21 protein-coding genes are annotated in these 25,244 nt (G+C 45.3%); 4 read left to right on the forward strand and 17 right to left on the reverse strand.

The window, feature by feature from the left end:
* Window positions 1-28: 28 nt before the first annotated feature.
* Complete coding sequence (gene rph, locus ACY3ZI_RS20425) at window positions 29-742, reverse strand: ribonuclease PH (RefSeq protein ID WP_036950714.1); 714 nt, start codon at window positions 740-742, stop codon at window positions 29-31.
* Between the two features lie 123 nt (window positions 743-865).
* On the opposite strand from rph, the gene ACY3ZI_RS20430 reads away from it, so the two are divergent.
* Window positions 866-1,729: a YicC/YloC family endoribonuclease gene (locus ACY3ZI_RS20430; RefSeq protein ID WP_132497006.1), complete on the forward strand. Its 864-nt coding sequence runs from the start codon at window positions 866-868 to the stop codon at window positions 1,727-1,729.
* 76 nt (window positions 1,730-1,805) lie between these two features.
* On the opposite strand, the gene ACY3ZI_RS20435 is transcribed toward ACY3ZI_RS20430, so the two are convergent.
* Both ACY3ZI_RS20435 and ACY3ZI_RS20440 read right to left on the reverse strand, forming a co-directional pair.
* Window positions 1,806-3,062: a nucleoside permease gene (locus ACY3ZI_RS20435; protein WP_036950710.1), complete on the reverse strand. Its 1,257-nt coding sequence runs from the start codon at window positions 3,060-3,062 to the stop codon at window positions 1,806-1,808.
* 124 nt (window positions 3,063-3,186) lie between these two features.
* Window positions 3,187-4,005: a purine-nucleoside phosphorylase gene (locus ACY3ZI_RS20440; protein ID WP_211887601.1), complete on the reverse strand. Its 819-nt coding sequence runs from the start codon at window positions 4,003-4,005 to the stop codon at window positions 3,187-3,189.
* 203 nt (window positions 4,006-4,208) lie between these two features.
* Here ACY3ZI_RS20440 and ACY3ZI_RS20445 point away from each other — a divergent pair, with 203 nt between their 5' ends.
* Window positions 4,209-5,411, forward strand: a complete 1,203-nt coding sequence (locus ACY3ZI_RS20445) for an ROK family protein (RefSeq protein WP_036950706.1) — start codon at window positions 4,209-4,211, stop codon at window positions 5,409-5,411.
* Window positions 5,412-5,484: 73 nt separating this feature from the next.
* On the opposite strand, the gene ACY3ZI_RS20450 is transcribed toward ACY3ZI_RS20445, so the two are convergent.
* The 6 genes from ACY3ZI_RS20450 to fdhE form a co-directional block, all read right to left on the reverse strand.
* The gene (locus tag ACY3ZI_RS20450) at window positions 5,485-6,651 is read right to left on the reverse strand and encodes a nucleotide sugar dehydrogenase (protein ID WP_154638278.1); all 1,167 of its coding nucleotides are present in this window, start codon (window positions 6,649-6,651) and stop codon (window positions 5,485-5,487) included.
* A gap of 76 nt (window positions 6,652-6,727) precedes the next feature.
* Window positions 6,728-7,729, reverse strand: a complete 1,002-nt coding sequence (locus ACY3ZI_RS20455; protein ID WP_036950702.1) for an NAD-dependent epimerase — start codon at window positions 7,727-7,729, stop codon at window positions 6,728-6,730.
* 65 nt (window positions 7,730-7,794) lie between these two features.
* A complete protein-coding gene (locus ACY3ZI_RS20460; RefSeq protein ID WP_487375761.1) occupies window positions 7,795-9,453 on the reverse strand; it encodes an LTA synthase family protein in 1,659 nt (552 codons plus the stop codon).
* A gap of 75 nt (window positions 9,454-9,528) precedes the next feature.
* On the reverse strand, window positions 9,529-11,397 hold the full coding sequence (selB, locus tag ACY3ZI_RS20465; protein ID WP_487375762.1) for a selenocysteine-specific translation elongation factor: 1,869 nt from the start codon (window positions 11,395-11,397) through the stop codon (window positions 9,529-9,531).
* The gene (gene selA / locus ACY3ZI_RS20470) at window positions 11,394-12,785 is read right to left on the reverse strand and encodes an L-seryl-tRNA(Sec) selenium transferase (RefSeq protein WP_487375763.1); all 1,392 of its coding nucleotides are present in this window, start codon (window positions 12,783-12,785) and stop codon (window positions 11,394-11,396) included. Before selA ends, selB begins: the two co-directional genes overlap by 4 nt.
* Before the next feature lie 36 nt (window positions 12,786-12,821).
* A complete protein-coding gene (gene fdhE / locus ACY3ZI_RS20475; RefSeq protein ID WP_036950693.1) occupies window positions 12,822-13,757 on the reverse strand; it encodes a formate dehydrogenase accessory protein FdhE in 936 nt (311 codons plus the stop codon).
* 313 nt (window positions 13,758-14,070) lie between these two features.
* On the opposite strand from fdhE, the gene ACY3ZI_RS20480 reads away from it, so the two are divergent.
* Entirely contained in the window at window positions 14,071-14,724 is a 654-nt protein-coding gene (locus ACY3ZI_RS20480; RefSeq protein WP_487375764.1) for a YoaK family protein, read from the forward strand.
* 71 nt (window positions 14,725-14,795) lie between these two features.
* Here ACY3ZI_RS20480 and fdoI read toward each other — a convergent pair whose 3' ends face one another.
* Genes fdoI through fdnG form a run of 3 tightly spaced genes read right to left on the reverse strand, consistent with a single transcriptional unit; the run spans window position 14,796 to window position 19,452 of the window.
* On the reverse strand, window positions 14,796-15,452 hold the full coding sequence (gene fdoI / locus ACY3ZI_RS20485) for a formate dehydrogenase cytochrome b556 subunit (protein ID WP_036950687.1): 657 nt from the start codon (window positions 15,450-15,452) through the stop codon (window positions 14,796-14,798).
* Window positions 15,449-16,393 carry a formate dehydrogenase subunit beta gene (fdxH, locus tag ACY3ZI_RS20490; protein ID WP_036950684.1) on the reverse strand — a complete coding sequence of 315 codons (945 nt, stop codon included), beginning with the start codon at window positions 16,391-16,393 and terminating at the stop codon, window positions 15,449-15,451. Before fdxH ends, fdoI begins: the two co-directional genes overlap by 4 nt.
* Window positions 16,394-16,404: 11 nt before the next feature.
* Entirely contained in the window at window positions 16,405-19,452 is a 3,048-nt protein-coding gene (gene fdnG, locus ACY3ZI_RS20495) for a formate dehydrogenase-N subunit alpha (protein ID WP_154599595.1), read from the reverse strand.
* Between the two features lie 175 nt (window positions 19,453-19,627).
* Here fdnG and fdhD point away from each other — a divergent pair, with 175 nt between their 5' ends.
* Window positions 19,628-20,458: a formate dehydrogenase accessory sulfurtransferase FdhD gene (gene fdhD / locus ACY3ZI_RS20500; protein WP_036950679.1), complete on the forward strand. Its 831-nt coding sequence runs from the start codon at window positions 19,628-19,630 to the stop codon at window positions 20,456-20,458.
* A gap of 97 nt (window positions 20,459-20,555) precedes the next feature.
* Here the strand turns inward: fdhD and mnmE are convergent, their stop codons facing one another.
* The 5 genes from mnmE to rpmH form a co-directional block, all read right to left on the reverse strand.
* Complete coding sequence (gene mnmE, locus ACY3ZI_RS20505) at window positions 20,556-21,920, reverse strand: tRNA uridine-5-carboxymethylaminomethyl(34) synthesis GTPase MnmE (protein ID WP_187128521.1); 1,365 nt, start codon at window positions 21,918-21,920, stop codon at window positions 20,556-20,558.
* 111 nt (window positions 21,921-22,031) lie between these two features.
* A complete protein-coding gene (gene yidC, locus ACY3ZI_RS20510) occupies window positions 22,032-23,693 on the reverse strand; it encodes a membrane protein insertase YidC (protein WP_036950675.1) in 1,662 nt (553 codons plus the stop codon).
* A gap of 2 nt (window positions 23,694-23,695) precedes the next feature.
* Complete coding sequence (gene yidD, locus ACY3ZI_RS20515; RefSeq protein ID WP_006660611.1) at window positions 23,696-23,956, reverse strand: membrane protein insertion efficiency factor YidD; 261 nt, start codon at window positions 23,954-23,956, stop codon at window positions 23,696-23,698.
* Window positions 23,920-24,279: a ribonuclease P protein component gene (gene rnpA / locus ACY3ZI_RS20520; protein WP_006660612.1), complete on the reverse strand. Its 360-nt coding sequence runs from the start codon at window positions 24,277-24,279 to the stop codon at window positions 23,920-23,922. The genes yidD and rnpA overlap by 37 nt, the downstream gene beginning before the upstream one ends.
* Window positions 24,280-24,297: 18 nt before the next feature.
* Window positions 24,298-24,441, reverse strand: coding sequence for a 50S ribosomal protein L34 (gene rpmH, locus ACY3ZI_RS20525; protein WP_004906236.1), 144 nt, complete (start codon window positions 24,439-24,441; stop codon window positions 24,298-24,300).
* Window positions 24,442-25,244: the final 803 nt, after the last annotated feature.

Consider the following 25,244-nt stretch of genomic DNA (forward strand, 5'->3'; position numbering starts at 1 on the left):
CTTTTCAGCCGCCTATTTAATAATAAATTTATTTCAGCGCTTCTCGCTGAGCTTCGAAAATGGTGTCTAGCCCCGTTTTCGCTAATGCTAGAAGAGCCAACAGCTCTTCATGGCTGAATGGTTCACCTTCTGCGGTACCTTGTACCTCAATCATTCGACCATCATCCATCATCACGACGTTCATATCCGTTTCTGCAGCAGAATCTTCAACATACTCAAGATCACACAGCGCTTCTTGGTTAACGATACCGACAGATACCGCTGCAACCATGGATTTCAGAGGGCTTTTCGCTAATTTACCTTGAGCAACCATGTTGTTCAGTGCATCAACCAAGGCAACACACGCGCCTGAAATCGCCGCAGTACGTGTACCGCCATCCGCTTGGATAACATCGCAGTCCAACGTAATGGTGTGTTCGCCAAGTTTTTTCAGGTCAACCGCAGCACGTAATGAACGCGCAATCAGTCGTTGAATTTCCATAGTACGACCGGTTTGTTTCCCTTTTGCCGCTTCACGTTGGTTACGGGAGTTTGTTGCGCGAGGTAACATACCATATTCTGCGGTTACCCAACCTTGCCCCTGACCTTTTAAGAAACGAGGAACACCCTCTTCAACAGTCGCGTTACATAACACCTTAGTGTCGCCAAACTCAATAAGAACAGAGCCTTCCGCATGCTTTGTATAATTGCGCGTAATTTTTATTGGGCGCATCTGGTCTGCTAATCTACCTGCTGGGCGCATGGTGTTATCTCCGTTATCAACTCAAATTGGCACGTATTATACGTTGTTAATCGGATAATGCCTATCCTGTCATCCGTCATAGCGCTATAATCCTGTTATCTTAATGAATGATAGGAACGAATTATGATCCGTAGTATGACTGCTTTTGCCCGCCGTGATATCAAGGGTGAATGGGGGAATGCGGCTTGGGAGCTGCGTTCCGTAAACCAGCGTTATTTAGAAACCTATATCCGTTTACCTGAGCAATTTCGCAGCTTAGAGCCAGTTATCCGTGAACGCCTTCGTTCCCGTCTAACCCGTGGTAAAGTCGAATGTAACCTACGTTTTGACTTAGATGGTGCTCACCGTGGTGAGTTACTGCTCAATGAAGATTTAGCTCGCCAGCTGATTAGCGCAGCAAACTGGGTAAAAAATTACAGCCACGAAGGTGAGATTAATCCGTTAGAAATCTTACGCTGGCCGGGTGTGATGTCCGCTGGTGAACAAGATTTAGACGCAATTAGTGAACAGCTAATGGCAGGCTTAGATGAAACCATCGATGCCTTTATCCAAAGCCGTGAAGCAGAAGGTGCAGCGCTGCATAGCCTTATCGAGCAACGTCTGGATGGTGTTTTGGTTGAAGTTGCCAAAGTTCGCCAACATATGCCTGAAATCCTGCAATGGCAACGTGACCGCCTGCAAAGCAAGTTAGACGACGCGCAAATCCAAGTAGATAGTAATCGCTTAGAGCAAGAGCTTATTTTGCTGGCTCAGCGTGTTGATGTCGCCGAAGAGTTAGACAGACTGGAAGCTCACGTCAAAGAGACGCGCAATATTCTGAAGAAAAAAGAAGCCAGCGGTCGCCGTCTTGATTTCATGATGCAAGAGTTTAACCGTGAATCAAACACCCTTGCCTCTAAGTCTATTAATAGTGAAGTGACTAACTCTGCTGTTGAACTTAAAGTGCTGATCGAGCAAATGCGCGAACAGATTCAAAACATCGAATAAAATTCACTTTTCAGAGTAACTTTAAGCCAGCTTATTCACTGAATTCGCTGGCTTTTTTATTAAATCAAACTCAATCTTAACCCGCTTTTGCCATTTCCAACGGTTTCTCACGCTGGTGCTTATAATGGAAAGAGAAATAGAAGATCACGGCCAATATTACGGTGTAGGACGAGAACACCAGCCAGATTGACTGCCAATCCTTCACGCCATCCACACTAAAGTAGTCAACGACCAATCCGCTCAATATCGCCCCAAAGTAGGCACCCACACCATTCACCATGGTCATAAACAACCCTTGAGCACTGGCACGCATACGGTGATCCACTTCCTGTTCAATGAAAATAGAACCGGAAATATTAAAGAAATCGAACGCACAGCCATACACAATCATCGACATAATTAAGAACATCAAGCCGATAGTCGATGGGTCACCGAAGGCAAAGAAGCCGAATCGCAATGTCCATGCCAACATACTGAGCAGCATGACGGTTTTAATACCATAACGCTTTAAAAAGAATGGGATAGCGAGAATAAACGCCACTTCCGCCATTTGGGAAACTGACAGCAAAATCGACGGGTACTGAACAATCAAACTGTCTTGATACAGCGGATTACGTGCAAAATCATGCAAGAATGGGCTACCAAAGGTATTGGTAATTTGCAGAACCGCACCCAGTAGCATCGCAAACAGAAAAAATACCGCCATAATCGGCTTTTTGAACAACACTAAGGCATCTAACCCAAGCTTGCTCATCCAACTGGTGGTAATAGCCTGCTTATTTACCGCCATTTTTGGTAATGTCAGGGAATACATCGCGAGCAGCAACGAGCAACTTCCCGCCACATACAGCTGCATACTGCTCAACTCAAATTTCAGTAAACTAATACTCCACATCGCCGCAATAAACCCTACGGTACCAAAGACACGAATTGGCGGGAAATTGGCAACAGAGTCTAGCTGATACTGACTTAGCGATGAGTAGCTAATGGTGTTCGACAGGGCGATAGTCGGCATAAATGCCATCGCATTGATTAACATTGCCCAGAACATCACTGAAGGATCCGCCACCGTCGCAGCGTAAAACAACGAACCGGCACAAATAATATGGCAAAGCATATACAGGCGGTTTGCAGGAATATATTTATCCGCAATGATGCCGATTAATCCGGGCATCAAAATAGCGGCAATCCCTTTCGAACTGTACACCATACCGACTTCAGCCCCTGAAAAATCCAAGGTTTTCATCATGTAGGCACCCAATGTCACCAGCCAACTTCCCCAAACAAAATATTGCAGAAAAAGCATGACCTTTAAACGAGACTTAATATTCATACTAGACTCCGTTTGGAGTGAATTTGGCGGGTAACATTCTCAGTTCGGCGATAATGCCCCAAAGGAAAACCGCTCCCGCACTGTCTTTCTATTAATTTGATGAAAATCTTAATTTGATAAAAAGCTAGAAGCGCTCAATCACACCCGTTACTAATTTTAAGAAGGTTGCCTTCACTTTTTCTGCCGTTTCAATCACTTCATCATGGCTTAAAGGCTGTTCTAAAATACCGCATGCCATGTTGGTCAAACAGGAAATACCGACTGTTTTAATCTGAGAATGGTGAGCCACCAGCGCTTCAGGTACTGTCGACATCCCCACCGCATCAGCCCCAAGAGTTCTGATCATGCGAATTTCGGCTGGCGTTTCATAAGTTGGACCCGTCCACCATGCGTACACACCTTGGCGCAGAGACACGCCTTGCTCCTTCGCAACATCCAAAATCGTTTGGCGCAGCTCTTTGTTGTAAACTTCGCTGACATCAAGGAAACGTACGCCCAACTCTGGATTATTTGGTCCCATTAATGGGTTATTCGCCGTCAGGTTAATATGATCAGTGATAACCATCAGGTCGCCCGGATTAAAGTTCGTATTCACCGCTCCGCAGGCATTTGTAATGATCAATTTTTCCACACCCAGCGCTTTCATTAAACGCACAGGGAACGTCACTTGATCCAGAGAAAAACCTTCGTAATAGTGGAAACGACCCTTCATCGCCACCACTGTTTTACCTGCAATCGTCCCGATCACTAACTCGTTCGCGTGACCTACCGCTTCAGACTTCGCAAAATGTGGCACTTCGCTATAAGGAATATGCACCGCATTTTCTAACGTATCAGCAAATGGGCCTAATCCAGACCCTAAAATGATCCCAACAGTGGGCTTCATATCCGTACGAGATTGGATAAAACTTAAGCTTTCTAAGATATCTTTGGTGTTGTGCATAATGCGCTCCGCAATCAAATCAAATAAAGAAGATGGTTGGGATAATAACGTAATTAGAAAATCTAACAGCGATCTTAATCTCATTTTGAGAAAATGTTGATAAACATGATATCTGTTAAAGTACTCGCCATGTGAATCTGTTAATCTTGAATGATTAGCTTTATAGCTGGATATTCCACTAGCGAAAACAGGAGGGGGAGCCATTGTTACACCGTTTATTGAACGAATTTCGCACATCCAAAAATTCCAAAACGCAAAAACTCAAAACGCTGTATAGGCTGATCCTTAACCACGGACCAATCCGGGCGGAAGCGCTAACCTCCCTCGCGAATATGAAACCCGCGACCTGTGCTAGGCTCCTCGATGAACTGAGTAAGTGCCAATTACTCTCTACTTCGGAACTTGGGGAATCAACAGGAGGACGCAAACCCATTTTGTACAGTGTCAATCCGGCTGATGGCTACTTAATTGGCATTGAGATGAGTGATATCTACTCTACGATTGTTCTGCAAAATCTGAAGTTAGACATTCTTGGCAAAGTCAAAATCAAGTATGAGCACCTCGAAACCGCCGAAAACATGCTTGACCATCTATTGGACAACGTGGACGACCTACTTGCTGAGCATCAGTTAGATACTCAAAAAATACTGGGTATCGGCATTGCCATCGACCATATTTTAGAACGCGATAAAGTACCTTACTCTGACTACAGCGCACGAATTCAGGCGCTATATCAGTATATTACCCAGCGTGTTCCCTGCTTTGTTCTGTTAGGAAGTGGTATCAGCTTCGCGGCCTTTGCGGAGTACCGTTTACGCTACGCTTCTGACAGCCAGCGGTTCTTACTCACCACTTGTGACACCGACATTCGTAGCTCAACCATTATCAACAACCAATATGCCCCAACGCCAATAAGCACCGCCCAAGCTTTTGGACACACAACTATCGACATCAACGGTCAGCGTTGTGAATGCGGCTCATTTGGCTGTTTAAAGCAGTACAGTTCCTTACACGCCATTAAATCTCGCGTGATTCAGCATTTAAGACTTGGCAAACCCTCGGTCATTAACCAACTCGTCAAATCCGAAGATGAAATTAACTATCACACTATTTTTCAGGCGCTTGCCCAGAATGATGAGGTGTGCCTTAAGGCCTTAGAAGAAGCCGCTTATTACTACGGTATCGCGATTGCCAACGCGGTATTAATTACCCAAGCGGATGTGGTGGTTTGTGGGGGAACCCTCACGCCAAAAAACCATTTCTTTGAGATGACCAAAAAATCTATTGAGCAAAAACTCTCGATTTTCCCGCATATCAAACCGCGCATTTACCCAGCTAATGATTCTTATGAAATCGTCGCCCAAGGTGCAGGCGGAATGGTGATGGAAAGTTATCTCTCTGAATAACAATGGATAAAAATAAAAAATGCCCCAACCTGTGGGGCATTTTCATTATAAATCACCGCTGACTATTTTAATCTTAGTCATTACCAAACAGGTCACGGGTATAGACTTTGTCCGCCACATCATCCAGTTCAGGCACCATACGGTTTGCCAGAATAATGTCGCTTTCTGCTTTGAACGTTTCTAAGTCACGGATAACTTTCGAGCGGAAGAATTCATCTTCTTTGAGTACTGGTTCGTAAACCACCACTTCAATCCCTTTCGCTTTGATACGCTTCATCACACCTTGTACGGCAGAAGCACGGAAGTTATCAGAGCCCGCTTTCATCACTAAACGATAGACACCCACTTTACGCGGTGCTTTAGCAATAATCGCATCGGAGATAAAGTCTTTACGCGTGCGGTTAGATTCCACGATAGCGTTAATCAGGTTATTTGGCACATCGTCGTAGTTCGCCAGTAACTGCTTGGTGTCTTTCGGTAAGCAGTAGCCGCCATAACCGAATGATGGGTTATTGTAGTGGCTGCCGATACGCGGGTCTAAAGAGACGCCTTCAATGATTTGACGCGCATTTAAGCCACGGCTTTCTGCATAAGTGTCTAATTCGTTGAAGTACGCCACACGCATGGCTAAGAAGGTGTTGGCGAATAATTTAACCGCTTCGGCTTCGGTACCGTCAGTAAACAGCACCGGCACATCTTTTTTAATCGCGCCTTCTAACAGCAAATCAGCGAAAATTTGTGCACGCTCAGAGCGCTCACCCACCACGATACGGGATGGGTATAGGTTATCCCACAGTGCGCGACCTTCACGTAAGAATTCTGGGGAGAAAATCACGTTGGTGTAGCCAAACTCTTCACGCAGACGTTCCGTAAAGCCCACTGGAATAGTGGATTTCACGATAATGGTTGCGTCTGGGTTCAGTTTGTTCACATCGTGAATAACGGATTCCACGGAATTGGTGTTGAAGTAGTTCGTTTTTGGGTCGTAGTCTGTCGGGGTCGCCACAATCACGTATTGTGCACCCGTATAGGCTTCGACTTTATCTTCGGTTGCACGGAAATTGAGTTGTTTTTCCGTTAGAAACTGTTCGATTTCGGTATCGATAATCGGAGATTGCTTATTGTTAAGCATCGCCACTTTTTCAGGGATGATATCGACCGCCACCACTTCGTGGTGCTGGGACAGTAACATGGCGTTAGACAGACCGACGTAGCCGGTACCTGCGATTGCTATTTTCAAACTTGCCTCTCAAATCCTTCTGCGGATATTTCAGGTGGTAAACTATATTGATGGTAAATAGTATTGATGACCGATATTAACGGTGATAATACGACTTGTACCAATCAACAAACGCCTGAACACCCTGTTCAATAGAAACTTGTGGGCGATAGCCGGTGACGTTAAATAGGTCTTCGGTGTCTGCCCATGTCGTGTAAACATCTCCCGCTTGCATCGGTAAGAAGTTCTTAATGGCTTCTTTTCCTAACGCATTTTCCAATGCAGAAATAAAATCAATCAGCTTCACAGGCTGCCCATTACCAATATTATAAATGCGGTAAGGTGCGCTGCTTTGCGCTGGCGAATCAGAACGATTTTGCGGGTCTGCTTGCGGGATTATATCTGAAACGCGAATAACACCTTCGACAATATCATCAATGAAAGTGAAATCACGGCTCAGATCGCCGTTATTATAAACATCGATAGGTTCACCCGCTAAGATAGCTTTGGTGAATTTAAACAGCGCCATATCAGGGCGTCCCCACGGACCATACACGGTGAAAAAGCGTAAGCCTGTCGTCGGCAGCTGATAAAGATGTGAATAAGAGTGTGCCATTAGCTCATTGGCTTTTTTGGTCGCGGCATATAACGAAATAGGGTGATCGGTGGACATGTCGGTAGTGAATGGCATTTTATCGGTCACGCCATACACTGAACTCGAAGAGGCATACACCAAGTGTTTCACTTTCGCTTGGCGGCAACCTTCTAAAATCGCTAAATGCCCATTCAAGTTACTGTCAGCATAGGCAAATGGGTTTTGTAATGAGTAACGCACTCCTGCCTGTGCGGCAAGATGGATAACGCGGTCAAAATTCTCTTGAGTACACAACACCAGCACTTTTTCGCGGTCAGTGATATCAAGATGAATAAACCGGAACTGCGGATATTGTTCAAGAATATGCAGTCGAGACTGTTTCAATCCCTGATCATAATAGGCATTCATATTATCGATACCGATAACTTCATGCCCACTTTCTAGCAGTCTTTGACACAATCTAAAACCAATAAACCCGGCACTTCCCGTGACCAAATATTTTATATTCGTTATCTTCTTACGTTATTAAATGATGGTTTATCAACATTCTAGCACTAATTAGAGATAAACTACTTGGTCTCATCTTTATTGGCGACACCGAGCACATGATAAACATAGTGGCGATAACCATCGAGTAACTGCTTATCTTCACAGTCATTCAGTTTACCGTCGCATAAATGGCGCATCTTAATATTCGCTTCATAGAACGGCGAAACTTTCAAATTTGCGCGTTCCAATAACATTCCACCAAGGAATGAAATGTCCGTTAACTCACCTGTTTTAATTGCGGTACCCGCTTTGAGATTATCTCTTAGGGTAAACTGTGTCGCATAAGCAGGAGACGATAATGTGGACTTATATTTGTCTAAACTGATCCCCGGTTGATGGTCACCAAAATAGAGGAACATCAGTGGACGCTGGCGCGTTTCCATAAACGAAACGAAATCACGAATGGCCGCATCAGAATGGACGATTTTTTCCATATAATGGCTAAATTCGCCTGCGGAATCTTTATTATCTAGCTTATCTTTAATTCCATAGTCATCACTGTGACCTTCTTTATAAGGTCCGTGTTCATACATGGTTAATGCAAAAATAAAGACGGGCTTGTCCGTTTCTGTTGCCAAAATTTCTTTCACGTACTTCAGCATATCTTCCGTGCTGATCGTCCATAAATTATCTTGCAACTTGCCTGGATAACCTAACTCTTGAGGCTGAATGATACGGTCAACGCCCATCGTTTCATAAGCGTGACCAGAATGATAAGCCCCTTTATTAAATGGCGTCAGGACAACCGTGTAATAACCGTTGGCTTTCATCTCTTTAAATAAGCTGTTATTTAAATGGTCGACCACAAAATAGAACACACCGCTTTTTTGTGCCCCGAAATCATCGCTATTTAACCCCGTTAATGCAGAAAACTCAGATAACCATGTTCCACCACCGAAGGTTTGTACACGCATCGGACTATGTGCAATCATATTGGCATCTTGCTGGAACATAAATAACTCTGGCAGTTTCGTTCCCGCAGGTAAATCATAAACTTTAGGGTCAACTGTGGATTCTTGTAATAACAGCAGAATGTCAGGCTTTTCGGTTTGTTCATTCTTCGCCAAAGAAACATTCGCCGCTTTTTGTTCAAAATAGCTCGCATCACCCACAAAATGCGGTGATTTGTATTTCGCATTCTGTGCAGACATCACCAAGTTAGTCACTGTACCACGACCTTTCGGCAGCGTTTGTGACCATTTATCAAAGTAATGCGTACTTGCCCAATCCGCCCCAAAGTAACCCACGATAACCATGAGCACACTAACCACACGTGATATCTTGCGTTTACATGGTGTCGATAAGCGCCAACTGATCACACCGTTGATGATAAGCAGAATAAATAACGCAAGTACCGCCACGCCCGCCAACCAATAGTGACCTAATGTCCCTAAGTTGGAGGTATCCGTCATCAAATTAATATCAGTGAAGAAAAGTTGCTCTTTATAATAGTGAACTTTTAACTGATTAAAGATTTTGATGATAATAAACAGGGTACTCGTAATAATTGCAGAGAAAACCAAACGAGCAGTGACTGTAAATAAAACACCGAATATGACAGCATAAACACAAATGGAAATCAGACCAGGATAGATAACTCCACTTTTTTCAAAGACTAAAAACAGCGAGCCAATAAAAATCAGCGCCAGATAAATACTCGCAATTAGTTTTTTATTCATTTGACTTCCACAATTCACAAAAAGGTATCGAGGTTAATAAAACTGCCAGCATTATAATGGCGGAAACCCTACAATTTATTCAACAAAAATGCCTTTGTCTCGTAAATAATGCCCATCTTCTTTACGACGAGTAAAGCCGCTTTTATCAAAGAATTCGAGAATTTGAATCGCAAGTTTGCGACCAATACCCAATTCATTACGAAAATCAGCGGCAAAAATCACCTCGTGCTCAGCACAATGACGCAAAATAATTTGGGCAAATTGGCGGATCTGTTCGCTGCTATAATACCTATCGCGCACAATCGCTACGATCATCCCCATTTGTGCAGCTTTTTTCAGTATACGGCGAATAGTATCTTCATCGTGACCTGTTTCTACGGCAATATCGCGTACCCAACGAGCTTCAGGATGCGAGAACAGCCCTTCCACTTGTTGCCAAATACCTTGCTGCTTGGCATCAAACACTAACCCATGCTGCGGCATATGCAACCAGCCACGAGTCTGCTTAATCACCCCCTCGGCAATCAAATCATTAATCAATTTGAATACCAAGGTTTCATCCATCGTGGGTAGCGCCATCCGTTTCAATCGCGCTTTACCCACACCAATCTGGTCACTATGAACTTCATTGAAGTTTTCGAGGGATTGAATCAATTTATCCTTGGCAACCTGCGCCTTAAACGCAGAAAGTACGACATCGCCGACACGGACGATATCAACTTGTTCCAGTAAGGAATCTAATGCCAACTGAGTTAACTGACGCGACCAACCGTAACTGTTTAAGTCTAGCTCACCGCTGGGTAACTGTAGGTTAAGCTGCGCCAGCTCATCATCCGTTGCACATAAACGGGATAGCCAATCGAGAAACTCAGGTTGTCTCTTACCACGACGCGGAGAGACTAAGCGAATAACACGCGCACCAGCCAAGGTGTGTCGCGCACTAATATCGCGAATAATTAATCGGTCATTATCCACCAGCCACAGTGGCGTATCTAAAATCAGCTCGGCCAACATCGGAGTTTCGCCTGATTCCGTCAGCAAAGAGACCCGCCCTGTAATGTGACTTGCACCGTGGTAAAGATGCACGGGTTGCCAATGCTTGAGTGGCGCATCGCAGGTCAACTCCACTATCACTCGAGAAGCGATAAAAGCAGGTTGCTCCGCCAGCAGCCAATCACCGCGGGTTATCGATTCTTTATCGATGTTCCCCGTTAAATTCAGCGCAACGCGATCCCCTGCTTGAGCAAACTCAGCCACTTGGTTTTGGCGATGAATCCCACGAATACGGACTGGAGTATCCGCCCCCGTCACCCATAAGGATTCACCCACATTCACTTTACCCGCTAGCGCCGTTCCTGTGACTACAATCCCCGCCCCTTTCACATGGAAAATACGGTCGATGGCTAAACGGAAACGCTGTTGCAGGTTAGTAGAAGAATTGTGTTGTTGGTGCAGTTGCTGTAAGTATTGACGCAATGCATCAATGCCCAGCCCTGTACTTGCTGAAGTAATAAATAGTGGCGCATTCAACCAGCCTTGGCGACGCAGTTCCGCGTGAACCTGCTGAGTGACCTCTGCCACTCTCAACTCATCAACACGGTCGGCTTTGGTTAAAATCACCGAGACATCTTGGCAACCCGCAAGTCGTAAAATCGACAAATGCTCAAGGGTTTGCGCCATTATTCCATCGTCGCACGCCACCACCAGTAGGGCATGATTAATCCCACCGATCCCCGCCAACATGTTCGCGAGAAATTTTTCATGTCCGGGAACATCAATAAAACCGATTGAGCTACCGTCAGATTGCGGCCAATACGCATAGCCAAGGTCGATGGTCATTCCGCGTTTCTTCTCTTCTGGAAGATGCGCGGTGTTCACGCCTGTCAGCGCTTGAATTAACGATGTTTTACCATGGTCAACATGACCGGCTGTCGCAAAAATCATGACAATAACGCCTGCACTAACTCGTGTTCATCCTCAAGACAACGTAGGTCTAGCCACAATTTGCCCTCTTTTAAACGTCCGATCACAGGCTGAGGTAATTGACGCCAACGGTTGGCAAGACGCTCTAAATTACCGCCTTTGCCATCAAGAGGCGCGAATGTAATCGCATAGCTGGGTAATCGGTCAACAGGAAGAGAACCGCTACCGATTTGCGATAAGCAAGGCTCAGCTTCGACAAAGAAACGATCCCCATAATAGGCTTGCAGCTTCACGAGGATATTCTCGGCACTCTGCCTAATTTCTTCTTGGGAACGAGTTAACCAACGTAATGTTGGCAGTTCAGTGGTGAGTTTTTCTGGGGTTAGATAGAGTTTTAGCGTCGCTTCTAACGCAGCTAGCACCATTTTATCCACGCGAAGGGCGCGTTTTAAGGGGTGTTTTTGAATAGCATCAATCCATTTTTTCTTACCAAGAATGATCCCCGCTTGAGGTCCTCCCAGTAATTTGTCTCCTGAAATAGAGACCAAATCAATGCCTTGAGATAAATACGCTTGTGGCATCGGCTCCGCAGGTAATCCGTAGGCGGTCATATCAATCATCGAGCCACTGCCTAAATCAATTGCCGTTGGTAATTGGTATTTTTGCCCCAATACGGCCAGCTCTTCCCCTTCAACTTCTGCGGTAAAGCCTTCAATACTGTAGTTACTGGTATGCACCTTCATTAACAACCCAGTTTGGTCATTAATGGCATTTTCATAATCCCGTAAATGGGTTCGGTTCGTGGTACCCACTTCAACCAATTTACAGCCTGCCTGAGCCATCACATCGGGGACGCGGAATGCGCCCCCAATTTCCACCAGCTCACCGCGAGAGACAATCACCTCCCGCTGCGGGGCAACGGTGGCTAATAACAGTAAAACCGCCGCCGCATTGTTATTCACAATACAGGCATCTTCTGCCCCTGTTAGTTGGCACAGTAAGTCAGCAATAGCACGGTCACGATGCCCTCGCGTTGCACCATCAAGAGAATATTCTAACGTGACTGGCGAGCTCATCACTTGCGAGACCGCATGGATGGCGGTGTTGGACATCACCGCACGTCCTAGATTGGTGTGCAACACAGTTCCCGTCAAATTAAAGACGTTTTTCAGCGCACTGTGTTGCAATTTATGATGGCGAACAGAAAGTTCTGCTAACCAATCACCGTGCCAATCCGGTAAGCATCCGTCTTGTGCGATAGATGCTCGCGCTTGTTCCTGCATTTCACGAAGACATTCCGTAACCCAATGCAGACCCGATTTCTCTACCAACACCTGCGCTTCATCGAATTGCAAAAGCTTATCGATGGCAGGTAATTGGCGGTATAGCGCGACATTTGATTCATCCATAGTCACTCTTCTCTTTCTTACTGTGCAGCTAACAGATTATTTTTCGCCAGGGAATAAGAACGGGTTAATGCTGCTACGAGCAAAGCCTTCTTCTTCCATACGTGCGTCTAAAATGATCGAAGCTAAATCATCCGCTACCGCTTCCACTTTGGCTTCTTTCTCTTGGTATAAGACTTTCAGATAGCTACCACAGTCACCGCAACTTTCCGCTTTCACTGCCGCATTTTCATCATCCAGTGACCAGTAATTCAGGTCGCGAGTTTGTTCGCAGTTACTGCATTTCACACGAACCATGTGCCACTCTGTTTCACACAGTGTGCAGTGCAAATAACGTAAGCCTTGGCTAGTCCCAATTTGTACAATGCTAGAAACAGGCATGCTGTTGCACACTGGGCAGTAATGACGGTGATCTCCGTGTTCTGCGCGAGCTTTACCTGGAATATTGGCCGCCATTTGTGCCCAATAGACAGACAATGCCGCCCAAATGAACATAGATTTATCCGCAGGGACTTTTTCAAACTGTTCGTTTAACAGCGCAGTTGCCATCTCTTCGAGTTCAGCTTCTGATGCTTTTTCTAAGTTTTCCAAGGCAGTACGGACAGAATCTGGCACGATCGGCATCAATTCGGCGATGATTGAACGTAATAATTTGTGCCAGTGATCCGTGCGTGGGAATGTTTTTGCATCTAATGGTGCAGTATTCGTTGCCATTGAACGCGCTAAAACCGCTTCCATATCCATCTCTAATGGATTGTCATGTTGCGCATTATTTTGTGCCGTTGCCACTTCCGCAGCGAAGTTCAGATAATCTGCAAAAGGATGTTCACCAACGCCTAACTCTTTTAATCTTTCTGCACGACGTTGATAAAGGCTTTTTAAATTCGGGAATAAAACAGGCGGAATAAAGCCGATGCCTTTCTCTTTTAATCTCTCTTGACCTAATTCTTCTTTCGGGACGATACGAATACCCATTGCTCTCTCTCTTTTATATTTTTTATAACAACTTACTCCGAGAAATTGCCTATTCGCATTTCCCCGCAAGCCTCTAAGAAAATATTCGATTAACCAGCAAGTCTTGCCGTTTTACCCGTCAGGATAAAACAAAAGTCGCTGATAGGCTACTCTAGCCCTCCGAATATTCACCGTTGTTAACCCTGGTTTGTATGTGGAAATAACAAATTGGTATTAGGACATTTTTATTTGATATAACTACTGTTATTTCCATGATGTTAATCCAATTCGCACCTATAATGGTGAGCTCTCTATCCGTATAAAGGGTAATAATATGACGGCATTATTTCACTTCGAAGCGAAGTCTCACACACCCTTCTTTTTATTGCTTGCCTTTATTGGCGGATTTGTCGATGCCTGCTCATTTGTCATCTTTGAGGTATTTACTGGCCATCTAACGGGAAATAGCATTTTAAGTATGATTTACCTCGCCAAAATGAATATTGGCATGTTACTACTCTCTGCAATTTCCATATTAGGATTTTTTGCAGGAACATTTTTGGGTTCTTGGATCAGACTCAAGCATAGCGCAATTGTGTTATATCGCTTTGTTCTAGGTCTGGTATTTTTAATATTTAGTGGTGTCTTCACTATTTATTTTTTCATCCAGTCTTTGTATTCACCTGATTTAGCCATTTTGCTGATCAGCTTATCGATGGGCATTCAAAATGGTTATTTTAATAAGGCGGGAACCGTTGGGATCCATTCCACCTATGTTACTGGCATGACTACATCCTGCATTAATGCCTTTTTGAAAAATGTACCTGGGGACAGTAGCAAAAAAGTTTTACTCTTGGCGGTACTCTCTTTTATTACGGGGGGATTAGCTGGCGGGATTTTATCGGTAAATTACCAGTATGTCGGGTTTTCTGCCGTATTAATTCTCTTAGGATGTGCGCTGATTTACAGCTTCACAATCCGTGATTAATTGCCTCAAACTTCGCTATAAAAAAAGCCCACAATCAATGTTGTGGGCTTGATTCATCGAGACAAAAACGCTTAGTTTTTCTCTTGCTGCTCTTGTTGCTGTTTTTCTTTAGCAACTAGCTCGCGGTACCAACGTGGGTGGTGCTTTCTCGCCCAACCACGTGTCACCCAGCCTTCAACCATCGCACGCACAGAGCCTTTGACCCAAATTGCCGCATACGCATGCACAACAATCATCAGGATCAAGCCAATGGCTGACAGCGAGTGAATAAGAATCGCTGCACGGTACACTGGAATTGGGAAATAGTCCGCAAAGAACGGGCGCCACATAATCACACCAGTGACAACCAATGCCAGTAAGCAGATAGTGACCACCCAATACACCCCTTTCTGACCGAGGTTATATTGGCCTACGTCACCAGCTTCTTCGTTTTTCAGTACCTTACCGATATTTTTCCCCCACTTGATATCTTCTTTATTAATGAAGTTATGGTGGAAATAACGGAAAAACATGAAGACGAACAGCAAGAACATCGCCGTACCCACGAATGGATGCAGAATTCGAGACAGTTGTGGCGTGCCTAAAATGTTCATAAACCAGTTCAGCGATGGGAAGAAAAAGCCCAGTCCGCTGATAGCTGTGAACAAGAAGCAAATCACAACCGCCCAGTGATTGATCCTTTCAATCGGTTTGTGGCGAATAATTTTGTCGTTATCATCTGGCATCATTTCTGATCCTCCCCTTCTTTTGATTTCGAAGTGTCAGACGACATTGCGTTATGCAAATCTTCTAGAGCCTCTTCTTCATCTTTCTTGGAGACGCGGTTTGGACCAATTCCCACATAGTGGAAAATTGCCGCCGCAAATGTTGCCGCAAAACCAACCGCAGCAATCGGCTTCCAGATACCTTTCCAGAAGGTAACTGTTGGGCTGATGGTCGGGTTTTCTGGTAATCCGTGATACAACTGCGGCTTATCCGCATGGTGCAATACGTACATAACGTGCGTACCGCCCACACCTTGTGGATCGTATAAGCCTGCGTTTGCATAACCACGAGTTTTCAGCTCTTCAACACGTTCGCCAGCCATGCCAATCATGTCTTCCTTGCTACCAAAATGGATAGCGCCAGTTGGACATGTTTTCACACACGCAGGCTCTTGACCGACTTCAACACGGTCAACACACAGCGTACATTTGTATGCGCGGTTGTCTTCTTTGTTGATACGTGGCACGTTGAACGGGCAACCCGCGATACAGTAACCACAGCCGATACAGTGTTCAGATTGGAAATCCACGATACCGTTTTTGTACTGAACGATTGCGCCTTCTGATGGGCATGCCTTCAGGCAGCCCGGATCAGCACAGTGCATACAGCCATCTTTACGGATCAGCCATTCAAATTTATCGTTCTCTTCCACTTCAGAGAAGCGCATTACTGTCCATGACTTAGCGGTTAAATCCGTTGGGTTGTCATACACCCCAACGTTTGTTCCGATTTTGTCGCGGATATCGTTCCATTCGGAACACGCAACCTGACACGCTTTACAGCCGATACAGGTTGTGACGTCAATCAGCTTTGCAACTTCTTCCTTATAGTCCCGCACCTGAGGTGCGGGCGTCAGGGAATTGGTGGCCGAGCGACGAATAATGTCCTGAGATTGCATTGACATAATTTATCTCCTTACACCTTTTCCACGTTGACAAGGAATGATTTAAATTCCGGCGTCTGAGTATTCGCATCACCCACATATGGCGTTAATGTGTTGGTGATAAAGCCCTTCACTGCAACACCTTCAAAGCCCCAGTGAATTGGAATACCGATGGTATCGATGTCTTTTCCATCCACTTGCAGGGTTTTAATGCGTTTAGTGACCACGGCTTTCGCTTTGATGTAACCACGTTTAGAACTGACCTTAACCGTATCGCCTTGCTCGATGCCTTTTTCTTTCGCTAAACGTTCACCAATTTCAATGAACTGTTGAGGTTGGATAATGGCATTTAACAGCGCATGCTTCGTCCAATAGTGGAAGTGCTCAGTTAAGCGGTAAGTGGTACCCACGTATGGGAACTCAGTCGCTTTACCCATTTGCGCCCAGTCGTCTTTAAACACACGAGCAGCAGGGTTTGACACCACATTTGGATGCAGCGGGTTAGTATCCAGCGGCGTTTCGATTGGTTCGTAATGCTCTGGGAATGGACCTTCAGCCATCTTATCCAGCGCAAATAAACGACCCATACCTTCAGGCTGCATGATAAATGGACCGACACCGCTTCCTGGCGCTGCTGTGCTGTAGTCTGGAATATCCATACCTACCCACTTGCTACCATTCCACTCAAGGATTTGGCGCTTCGGATCCCATGGTTTACCCATTGGGTCAGCCGATGCACGGTTATAAATCACGCGGCGGTTCAGTGGCCATGCCCATGCCCAACCTAATGTGTTACCCAGACCCGTTGGGTCGGAGTTATCACGGTTAGCCATTTGGTTACCTTTCGGAGTCCAGCTACCAGAGAAGATCCAGCAACCGCTTGCCGTCGTACCGTCATCACGTAATTGAGCAAACGAGCTAAGCAGTTCGCCTTTTTTCACAATCACGTTGCCGTCAGCATCTTTCAGGTCTTCTAATGCGTAACCGTTGCTTTCTTGAGCCACTTCTTCCGGCGTTGGATTATCGCGGTCGAGGTAATCCCAAGTCATGCTCAGAACCTGTTCAGGTGCTGCGCCGCCTTCAGTTTCATACATTTGACGCAGGCGATGGTAGATACCTGACAGGATTTCACCATCACTGATAGCTTCACCTGGGGCGTCTGCACCTTTCCAGTGCCACTGTAACCAACGTGCTGAGTTAACAATTGAACCGTTTTCTTCAGCGAAACAGCAAGATGGCAGACGGAACACGGTGGTTTGAATCTCTTCCGGTTTCACATCGTTCATTTCGCCGTGATTTTGCCAGAAGTTTGCAGTTTCTGTGTTCAGCGGGTCGATAGTAATTAAGAACTTCAGCTTAGAAAGCGATTTCGAGACTTTGTTCTTGTTCGGGAATGAGGCTAATGGGTTAAAGCCTTGGCAGATATAGCCGTTAACTTCGCCCTTATCCATCATTTCAAAATAACGTAGAACGTCGTAGCCCTGATCCCACTTAGGTAACAGGTCGAAGCCCCAGTTATTCTCTTTCTGCGCTTTATCGCCATAGAAAGTTTTCATTAAACTGACGAAGAATTTAGGGTAGTTGCCCCAATAGTTCACCTGACCAGCAACGGTCGCTTTTGGTGTATTCGCCGCTAAATAGCTTTCTAAGGTTGTTTGTTTTTCTGATGGTAATGTCAGGTAACCCGGTAAGCTCTGAGATAACAGACCTAAGTCTGTCAGACCTTGGATGTTGGAGTGTCCACGCAGTGCGTTCACACCACCACCTAACATACCCATGTTACCAAGCAGTAACTGGATCATCGCCATGGTACGAATGTTCTGCGCACCAACGGTATGTTGAGTCCAACCCAGCGCATATAAGAAGGACGCTGTTTTGTCTTTCGCGCTAGTTTCTGCAATGTATTCACAGACTTGCAAGAAGTCTTTGATTGGCGTACCACAGATGTTGTTAACCACTTCTGGGGTATAACGGCTCACGTGCTCTTTCAATAGGTTCAGAACACAACGTGGGTTTTTCAGAGTCGGATCGCGCAGCGCTAAGCCGTTCTCATCCATCTCGTAGTTCCACGTGGTTTTGTCATATTGACGTTTTTCTGCATCGTAACCGGTGAACAGACCGTCATCAAAACCGAAGTCTTCACGAATAACTAAGCTGGCGTTGGTGTACGCCTCAACGTATTCACGTTGAATTTTTTCGTTATCCAGCAAGTATTTGATAACACCTGACAGGAAGGCAATATCGGTACCTGAACGGATAGGCGTGTAAAAATCCGCCACAGCCGCAGTACGGGTAAAGCGTGGATCGATAACGATTAATTTTGCTTTGTTGTGGATTTTCGCTTCCATCGCCCAGCGGAAACCGACTGGATGCGCTTCTGCCGCATTACCGCCCATAACGACGATCAGGTTTGCGTTTTTAATGTCAACCCAGTGGTTGGTCATCGCACCGCGACCAAATGTTGGAGCAAGACTTGCTACCGTTGGTCCGTGTCAGACACGCGCTTGGTTATCCACGGCAAGCATGCCGAGGGCGCGACTAAATTTTTGGGTTACAAAACCTGTTTCGTTACTTGCCGCTGATGCACACAGCATACCGGTGGTTAACCAACGGTTGACCGTTACACCATCTTTATTCTGTTTAATGAAGTTTGCATCACGGTCTTCTTTCATTAACTTGGCGATGCGGTCAAACGCGTCGTTCCAAGTGATGCGTTTCCATTCATTAGTGCCTGGTTCGCGAACTTCTGGATACTTGAGTCGACTCTCACTGTGGATAAAGTCGATTAATCCTGCACCTTTAGGACAAAGTGCACCACGGTTTACCGGATGATCCGGGTCCCCTTCGATATGAAAAATGCTTTCTTTCGCATTCTTCGCGCCATCACCTAGGCTGTACATTAACAGCCCACAGCCGACAGAACAGTAGGTACAGGTATTTCGAGTCTCTTTTGCACGCAGTAGTTTATACTGGCGTGTAGAGGCTAATGCAGTTGCTGGAGCAAAACCCAGCGCTGCTGCCGTTGTACCTGCCATACCGCCAGCGCAGATCTTAAAGAACTGCCTTCTGCTGACTTGCATGGGGGATCTCCTCATATACATTGCTCATGTTTACCTAACTTCGTCACAAAATTTGAGGTAAACTGTTCTTATTCAACGTCTTCCTTACGTATTCAGGTTCATTGCCTGATCAATGGTGTAAATTCTTTTTACCCATATCGAATATTATGTATCATTAGTGATAGGAATTCATCTAATGTATGAAACAAATACTACAAATAACCCCAAATTATCTAAAATGATCGGTGTTCAATCCACAATCGTGCAACAAAAAAATAACCTCGGTTCACTGGTTAATGATTTCGTTGCGGAGGAAGTCCCTGTCGCTCTCGTTTATAACGGGATATCTCATGTGGTAATGATGGCGACACCCAAAGATCTGGAAGATTTTGCTGTCGGATTTTCATTATCAGAAGGGATAATACAATCCCGTGATGAAATTCGCGGAATTGATATTGCGCAAGGTTGTCACCGAGGCATTGAAGTTCATATTGAGTTATCAAGCCGCCGTTTTATGGCGCTCAAAGAGCGTCGTCGTAATCTGACTGGGCGAACTGGCTGCGGTATTTGTGGTACAGAACAGCTCGATGAGATATTTAAGCCTATCACTCCGCTGCCATTCACTCAAACATTCTCATTATCTTATCTCGATAACGCTCTACAAGAATTGAAGACAGTTCAAGAAATTGGCGCATTAACCGGTTGTACTCATGCGGCTGCGTGGATCTCTCCTGAAGGTCGCTTAGTGGGCGGATGTGAAGATGTGGGGCGCCATGTTGCGCTAGACAAGCTACTGGGAATGAAAAGCCGTTCTGATTGGCAGCAAGGCGCTATTTTAGTGTCTAGTCGCGCAAGTTATGAAATGGTACAAAAAGCCGCAAGCTGCGGTGCGGAAATTCTATTTGCGGTTTCAGCCGCAACATCATTGGCGATTGAAGTCGCCGAAAAAGCCAATTTAACGCTGGTCGGTTTCTGCCGCCAAGGTAAAGCCACCGTGTTTACCCATCCGAGCCGGGTGATAGACTAACCAGTATTCACTCACCGCCTAAATGAATTTACATGCAATGTCTGTGGGCTAGAACCATTTTCCCGATGTCAGGAAAATGGTTTTTTATTTATCTTAATCACTTACCAATACAGAAACTCGAGAAAATACGCCCTAACAAATCATCGGAGGTAAACTCACCGGTGATTTCGCTCAGTTCTTGCTGAGCTAAGCGTAACTCTTCAGCCAGCAGCTCACCGGAGCGAGCGTTCACTAACTGGTCATAGCCTTGTGCAAGGTGGGTTGCGGCATTGTTCAATGCTTGTAAGTGGCGACGACGGGCAAGGAAACCACCTTCTGTATTACTATTGAAGCCCATGGTTTCTTTGAGGTGATCACGCAGCAAATCGATGCCTTTTTCTTCACGAGCAGATAAACGGATCAGTGGGTAACGGGCATCAGCAACAAATTCTACAGATTCCCCTGTTTTATCTGCTTTATTACGAATAACCGTGACTGGTAATGTTTCTGGCAAGCGAGCCATAAATTCAGGCCAAATCTCTTGTGGCTCAGTGGCATCCGTCGTGGTGCTATCTACCATAAATAGAACACGGTCGGCTTGTTCAATCTCTTTCCATGCGCGTTCAATACCAATACGTTCAACTTCATCGCTAGCTTCACGTAAACCGGCGGTATCAATAATATGCAGCGGCATACCATCAATATGAATGTGTTCACGTAGGACGTCACGGGTAGTCCCCGCAATATCCGTCACAATCGCCGCTTCACGCCCCGCTAACGCATTCAATAAGCTAGATTTACCCGCATTTGGACGACCTGCAATCACCACTTTCATGCCTTCGCGCAGCAAACTCCCTTGACGAGCTTGTGAGCGAACATCTTCTAAGTCCGTCACCACTTCGTTTAATTTGGCTTCAATTTTACCGTCAGATAGGAAGTCAATTTCTTCATCCGGAAAATCAATCGCCGCTTCCACATAGATGCGCAAGTGAGTAAGCGCTTCCACTAACTGGTGGATGTGGGATGAAAAAGCCCCTTGTAAAGAGTTCATCGCGGAGCGTGCCGCTTGTTCTGAACTCGCATCAATCAGGTCGGCAATTGCTTCGGCTTGCGCCAAATCGAGTTTGTCATTTAAAAATGCACGCTCAGAAAATTCCCCCGGATTGGCAATACGGATATTGGCAATGGTCAGAATTCTTCTGAGTAATAAATCGAGAATAACAGGACCGCCATGCCCTTGTAGTTCAAGAACATCTTCCCCAGTGAAAGAGTTAGGTCCCGGGAAATAAATAGCAATCCCTTGGTCAAGAACAGAGCCATCTGCATCACGAAATGGCAGATAATCGGCATAGCGCGGCTTCGGTAACTTTCCGAGTACTGTTTCAGCAACAAGGGCTGCTTGCGGGCCGGATACACGTAAAATTCCAACCCCACCACGACCGGGAGCGGTTGCCTGTGCGACGATAGTATCGTTGATTTGCATGATGTTTCTCTGTCTATGACTAAAAAAATTGAGGCGACCCTAAATGGATCGCCTCAATGTTACTATAGAATCTGGCTTTGTGAAGCCCTCTAAACTCGATTGGAATTTAGATTATTTCTTCGCTTTCTTATCACGGCTATGTAAGCCACGTTTTTCCAGACCACGGTAAATAACCTGCTGCTGGATAATGGTGACTAAGTTGCTCACGATATAGTACAGAACCAGACCTGATGGGAACCACAAGAAGAACACAGTAAACACGACTGGCATGTAAGTCATGATCTTCTGCTGCATTGGGTCAGTCACGGTAGTTGGTGACATCTTCTGAATAACAAACATCGTCACACCCATCAGCACTGGCAGGATGTAGTACGGGTCTTGTGCAGACAAGTCTTGGATCCAACCAAAGAACGGTGCATGACGCAGTTCAACAGAACCCATCAACATGTAGTACAACGCAAGGAAGATTGGCATTTGAATCAGCAGCGGTAAACAACCACCCAGTGGGTTTACTTTTTCTGATTTGTACAGCGCCATCATTTCTTGGCTCATACGTTGTTTATCGTCACCAATACGCTCACGCATTGCAGCCAGTTTAGGTTGCAGTAAACGCATTTTCGCCATTGAGGTGTACTGCGCTTTCGTCAGCGGGTACATGATACCACGGACGATAAAGGTGATAACGATGATGGCAATACCCCAGTTACCAACGAAACCGTGAATGAATTTCAACAGTTTGAACAGTGGCTGAGAGATAAACCATAACCAACCGTAATCTACGGTTAAGTCTAAATGAGGAGCAACTTCCGCCATTTCTGACTGAATTTCAGGACCAATCCACAGTGTAGAAGAGTAGGTCGCAGCACCATTTGATGCGATGGTCAGAGGTTCACTCTTATAACCAACGATGGCTGATTTCTTATCGAGATCAATGGTGTAGAAAGTGCTTTGCTCAGAAGAAGCTGGGATCCACGCAGTTGCAAAGTATTGTTGCAGCATTGCGACCCAACCACCTTTGGTTGTCAGGCTTAAGTTTTTATCTTCGATGTCACTGAAACTATATTTTTTATAGTTATTTTCATCAGAAGAGTAAGCCGCACCGCGGTAGGTATGTAGAGCAAAGTTACTGCTGCCAGTGTCACGTTGTTCTGGTAAAGCGATGGTTTGCTTTAATTGTCCGAAGAACGCAAGTGTTAAAGGCTGTGCAGTTGGGTTTTGAATGTTGTATTCAACATCAACAGTGTATTTGCCACGCTTCAGAATGTACGTCTTCTGATAAACCACACCGTTATTATCGGTGAAGGACATCGGAATACGTAATTCGTCTTGACCATCTTTTAACTCAAAGCTTGCTGCATCTGAAGTATAAAGAGGGCGTTGACCATTGTTATTCGCTGGGTTGTCTGGACCATGAGGACCGATCAGACCACTTTGAGCCTGATAAACAAAACCTGGTGTGGTTTCCAATAAACGGAATGGGTTTGGTGAATTCAGGGTTGCTGGATAGGCTAACAGGTCAGCCTCATCGATATCACCACCACGAGTATTGATACGAATATCAAGTACGTCGGTTTTAACGGCAATAAGCTTACCTTGTTCACTACCTGTGACCGCTTGACCATCATTGCTTGCACTGCTCGGCATGTCCGTCTTTTGCTGAGAAACTTGAACAGCCTTGGTTTCCTGAGCAACTTTATCGCTCTCCCAAGCCTGCCAAACTAAGAACGACACGAACAACAAAGCGATGAGTAGAAGATTGCGTTGGGAATCCATCGTTATAATTCTCTATTATCATCAGTTTTTCTAGGTGGGACAGGATCATCTCCACCAGCGTGTAAAGGGTGGCATTTTAATACGCGTTTGGCAGTTAACCAACTACCTTTTAGCATACCAAACCTGCGCAATGCCTCAATTCCGTAATTAGAGCATGTGGGATTGAAACGACAACGAGGTCCTAACAACGGACTAATAGCCAGTTGGTAACCTCTGATCAGCATGATCAGGACTTTTGAGCCAAGCGACGGTGACGACGCCATAACTTATCCAATGATTCCGTAATCTGTTGATTGTCGAGATCGGCTACCCCTCTGCGAACCAGAACCACAAAGTCCATTGAAGGCAACTCATGTTGATGCAAACGAAAATATTCACGGGCTAATCGTTTGATACGATTACGCTCATGAGCACGTTTAACATTTTTTTTGGCGATGGTAAGACCGATGCGGGGATGCCCCAGCTCGTTAAGGCGACCAAGGATTGTTATCTCTGGGGAACTCGCCCTCTGCGGCTGCTTGAAGACATTGTCGAAATGCCTGGGAGTTAACAAACGTAACTCCCGGGTAAAAGCGAGCGTAACCACTATAGAGGGCTAGCTTTATTACTTAGATGAAACGGTCAGACGAGCGCGGCCTTTAGCACGACGGCGAGCCAGAACCTGACGACCATTTTTAGTGGCCATACGAGCACGGAAACCGTGTGAACGGTTGCGCTTCAGTACGGACGGTTGAAAAGTGCGTTTCATAACGATTTCTACCTAACTTTAAAATTTATTACTGATTCAGTAAACGCGTTGGCAACCAGTGGAAACTGATTTACACCTGTGCCTCTATCGCAACAATATAGAAAGAGGCAGGATTGTAATAAAACATAGGGGGTCACGTCAATAAAATGACGTAATCAAACCACTTTTTATTTAAACCTGGCTGACCGGTTTGCCGATATGTGCCGTGACAAGCTACGTATGGAACTCATTTATGCTGCCTTTTAGGCAAGTCTAACAGTTTAACTTTCAATCAACTCAAGCGTTTATTGACGTTACCCATAAAACCATGCTGCCTAAATTCATCATAAAAAATGACATTCGCAGTGTACACAGGGAGGAAGATTATACGGACTCCTCCCTAAAGCGCAAGGATCTTAGCGGGATCCGAAAATATTTTTTGATCTTGGGAGATTATTTCTATATATAGGCTAAAGTTATCCCCAGACATGTGGAAAATTTGTCGTTGCCCGCGATCACCCAGCAAAATTCTCCCCTACCAGAGCCGCCTTATCACATTTGCCTGTGGATAAAAAGCATAAAAACTGTGTAAAAGAATGGAGATCTTGAGTGAATTTTGCGGTATGATCGCAGGTCTATTTCTGATCAGAGGATCAGGAATATGCTGTGGATAGATATGGTGAGTAAAAGTTAGTCAAACACCTTCTCTGGCCCCCTATTCTCTTAGTGACCACGAAAAGTGACTAATGGAATAGTTGCCAGTAAAAAAATTCTTAACGAAATCCGTAATTCTTGTTTCATTGACCTTGTTAGGGGAGTCCAAC

Source organism: Providencia sp. LY12, assembly GCF_057621555.1.

Bases quoted from the DNA above. Each gene is read 5' to 3' on its own strand.
- ACY3ZI_RS20435 (WP_036950710.1), bottom strand. From the start codon at position 3,062: ATGAATATTAAGTCTCGTTTAAAGGTCATGCTTTTTCTGCAATATTTT.
- mnmE (WP_187128521.1), bottom strand. From the start codon at position 21,920: ATGCAAATCAACGATACTATCGTCGCACAGGCAACCGCTCCCGGTCGT.
- fdxH (WP_036950684.1), bottom strand. From the start codon at position 16,393: ATGTCAATGCAATCTCAGGACATTATTCGTCGCTCGGCCACCAATTCC.
- fdoI (WP_036950687.1), bottom strand. From the start codon at position 15,452: ATGATGCCAGATGATAACGACAAAATTATTCGCCACAAACCGATTGAA.
- ACY3ZI_RS20430 (WP_132497006.1), top strand. From the start codon at position 866: ATGATCCGTAGTATGACTGCTTTTGCCCGCCGTGATATCAAGGGTGAA.
- selB (WP_487375762.1), bottom strand. From the start codon at position 11,397: ATGATTTTTGCGACAGCCGGTCATGTTGACCATGGTAAAACATCGTTA.
- yidC (WP_036950675.1), bottom strand. From the start codon at position 23,693: ATGGATTCCCAACGCAATCTTCTACTCATCGCTTTGTTGTTCGTGTCG.
- yidD (WP_006660611.1), bottom strand. From the start codon at position 23,956: ATGGCGTCGTCACCGTCGCTTGGCTCAAAAGTCCTGATCATGCTGATC.
- fdhD (WP_036950679.1), top strand. From the start codon at position 19,628: ATGTATGAAACAAATACTACAAATAACCCCAAATTATCTAAAATGATC.
- fdhE (WP_036950693.1), bottom strand. From the start codon at position 13,757: ATGGGTATTCGTATCGTCCCGAAAGAAGAATTAGGTCAAGAGAGATTA.
- rph (WP_036950714.1), bottom strand. From the start codon at position 742: ATGCGCCCAGCAGGTAGATTAGCAGACCAGATGCGCCCAATAAAAATT.
- ACY3ZI_RS20440 (WP_211887601.1), bottom strand. From the start codon at position 4,005: ATGCACAACACCAAAGATATCTTAGAAAGCTTAAGTTTTATCCAATCT.
- selA (WP_487375763.1), bottom strand. From the start codon at position 12,785: ATGGATGAATCAAATGTCGCGCTATACCGCCAATTACCTGCCATCGAT.
- ACY3ZI_RS20460 (WP_487375761.1), bottom strand. From the start codon at position 9,453: ATGAATAAAAAACTAATTGCGAGTATTTATCTGGCGCTGATTTTTATT.
- rpmH (WP_004906236.1), bottom strand. From the start codon at position 24,441: ATGAAACGCACTTTTCAACCGTCCGTACTGAAGCGCAACCGTTCACAC.
- ACY3ZI_RS20480 (WP_487375764.1), top strand. From the start codon at position 14,071: ATGACGGCATTATTTCACTTCGAAGCGAAGTCTCACACACCCTTCTTT.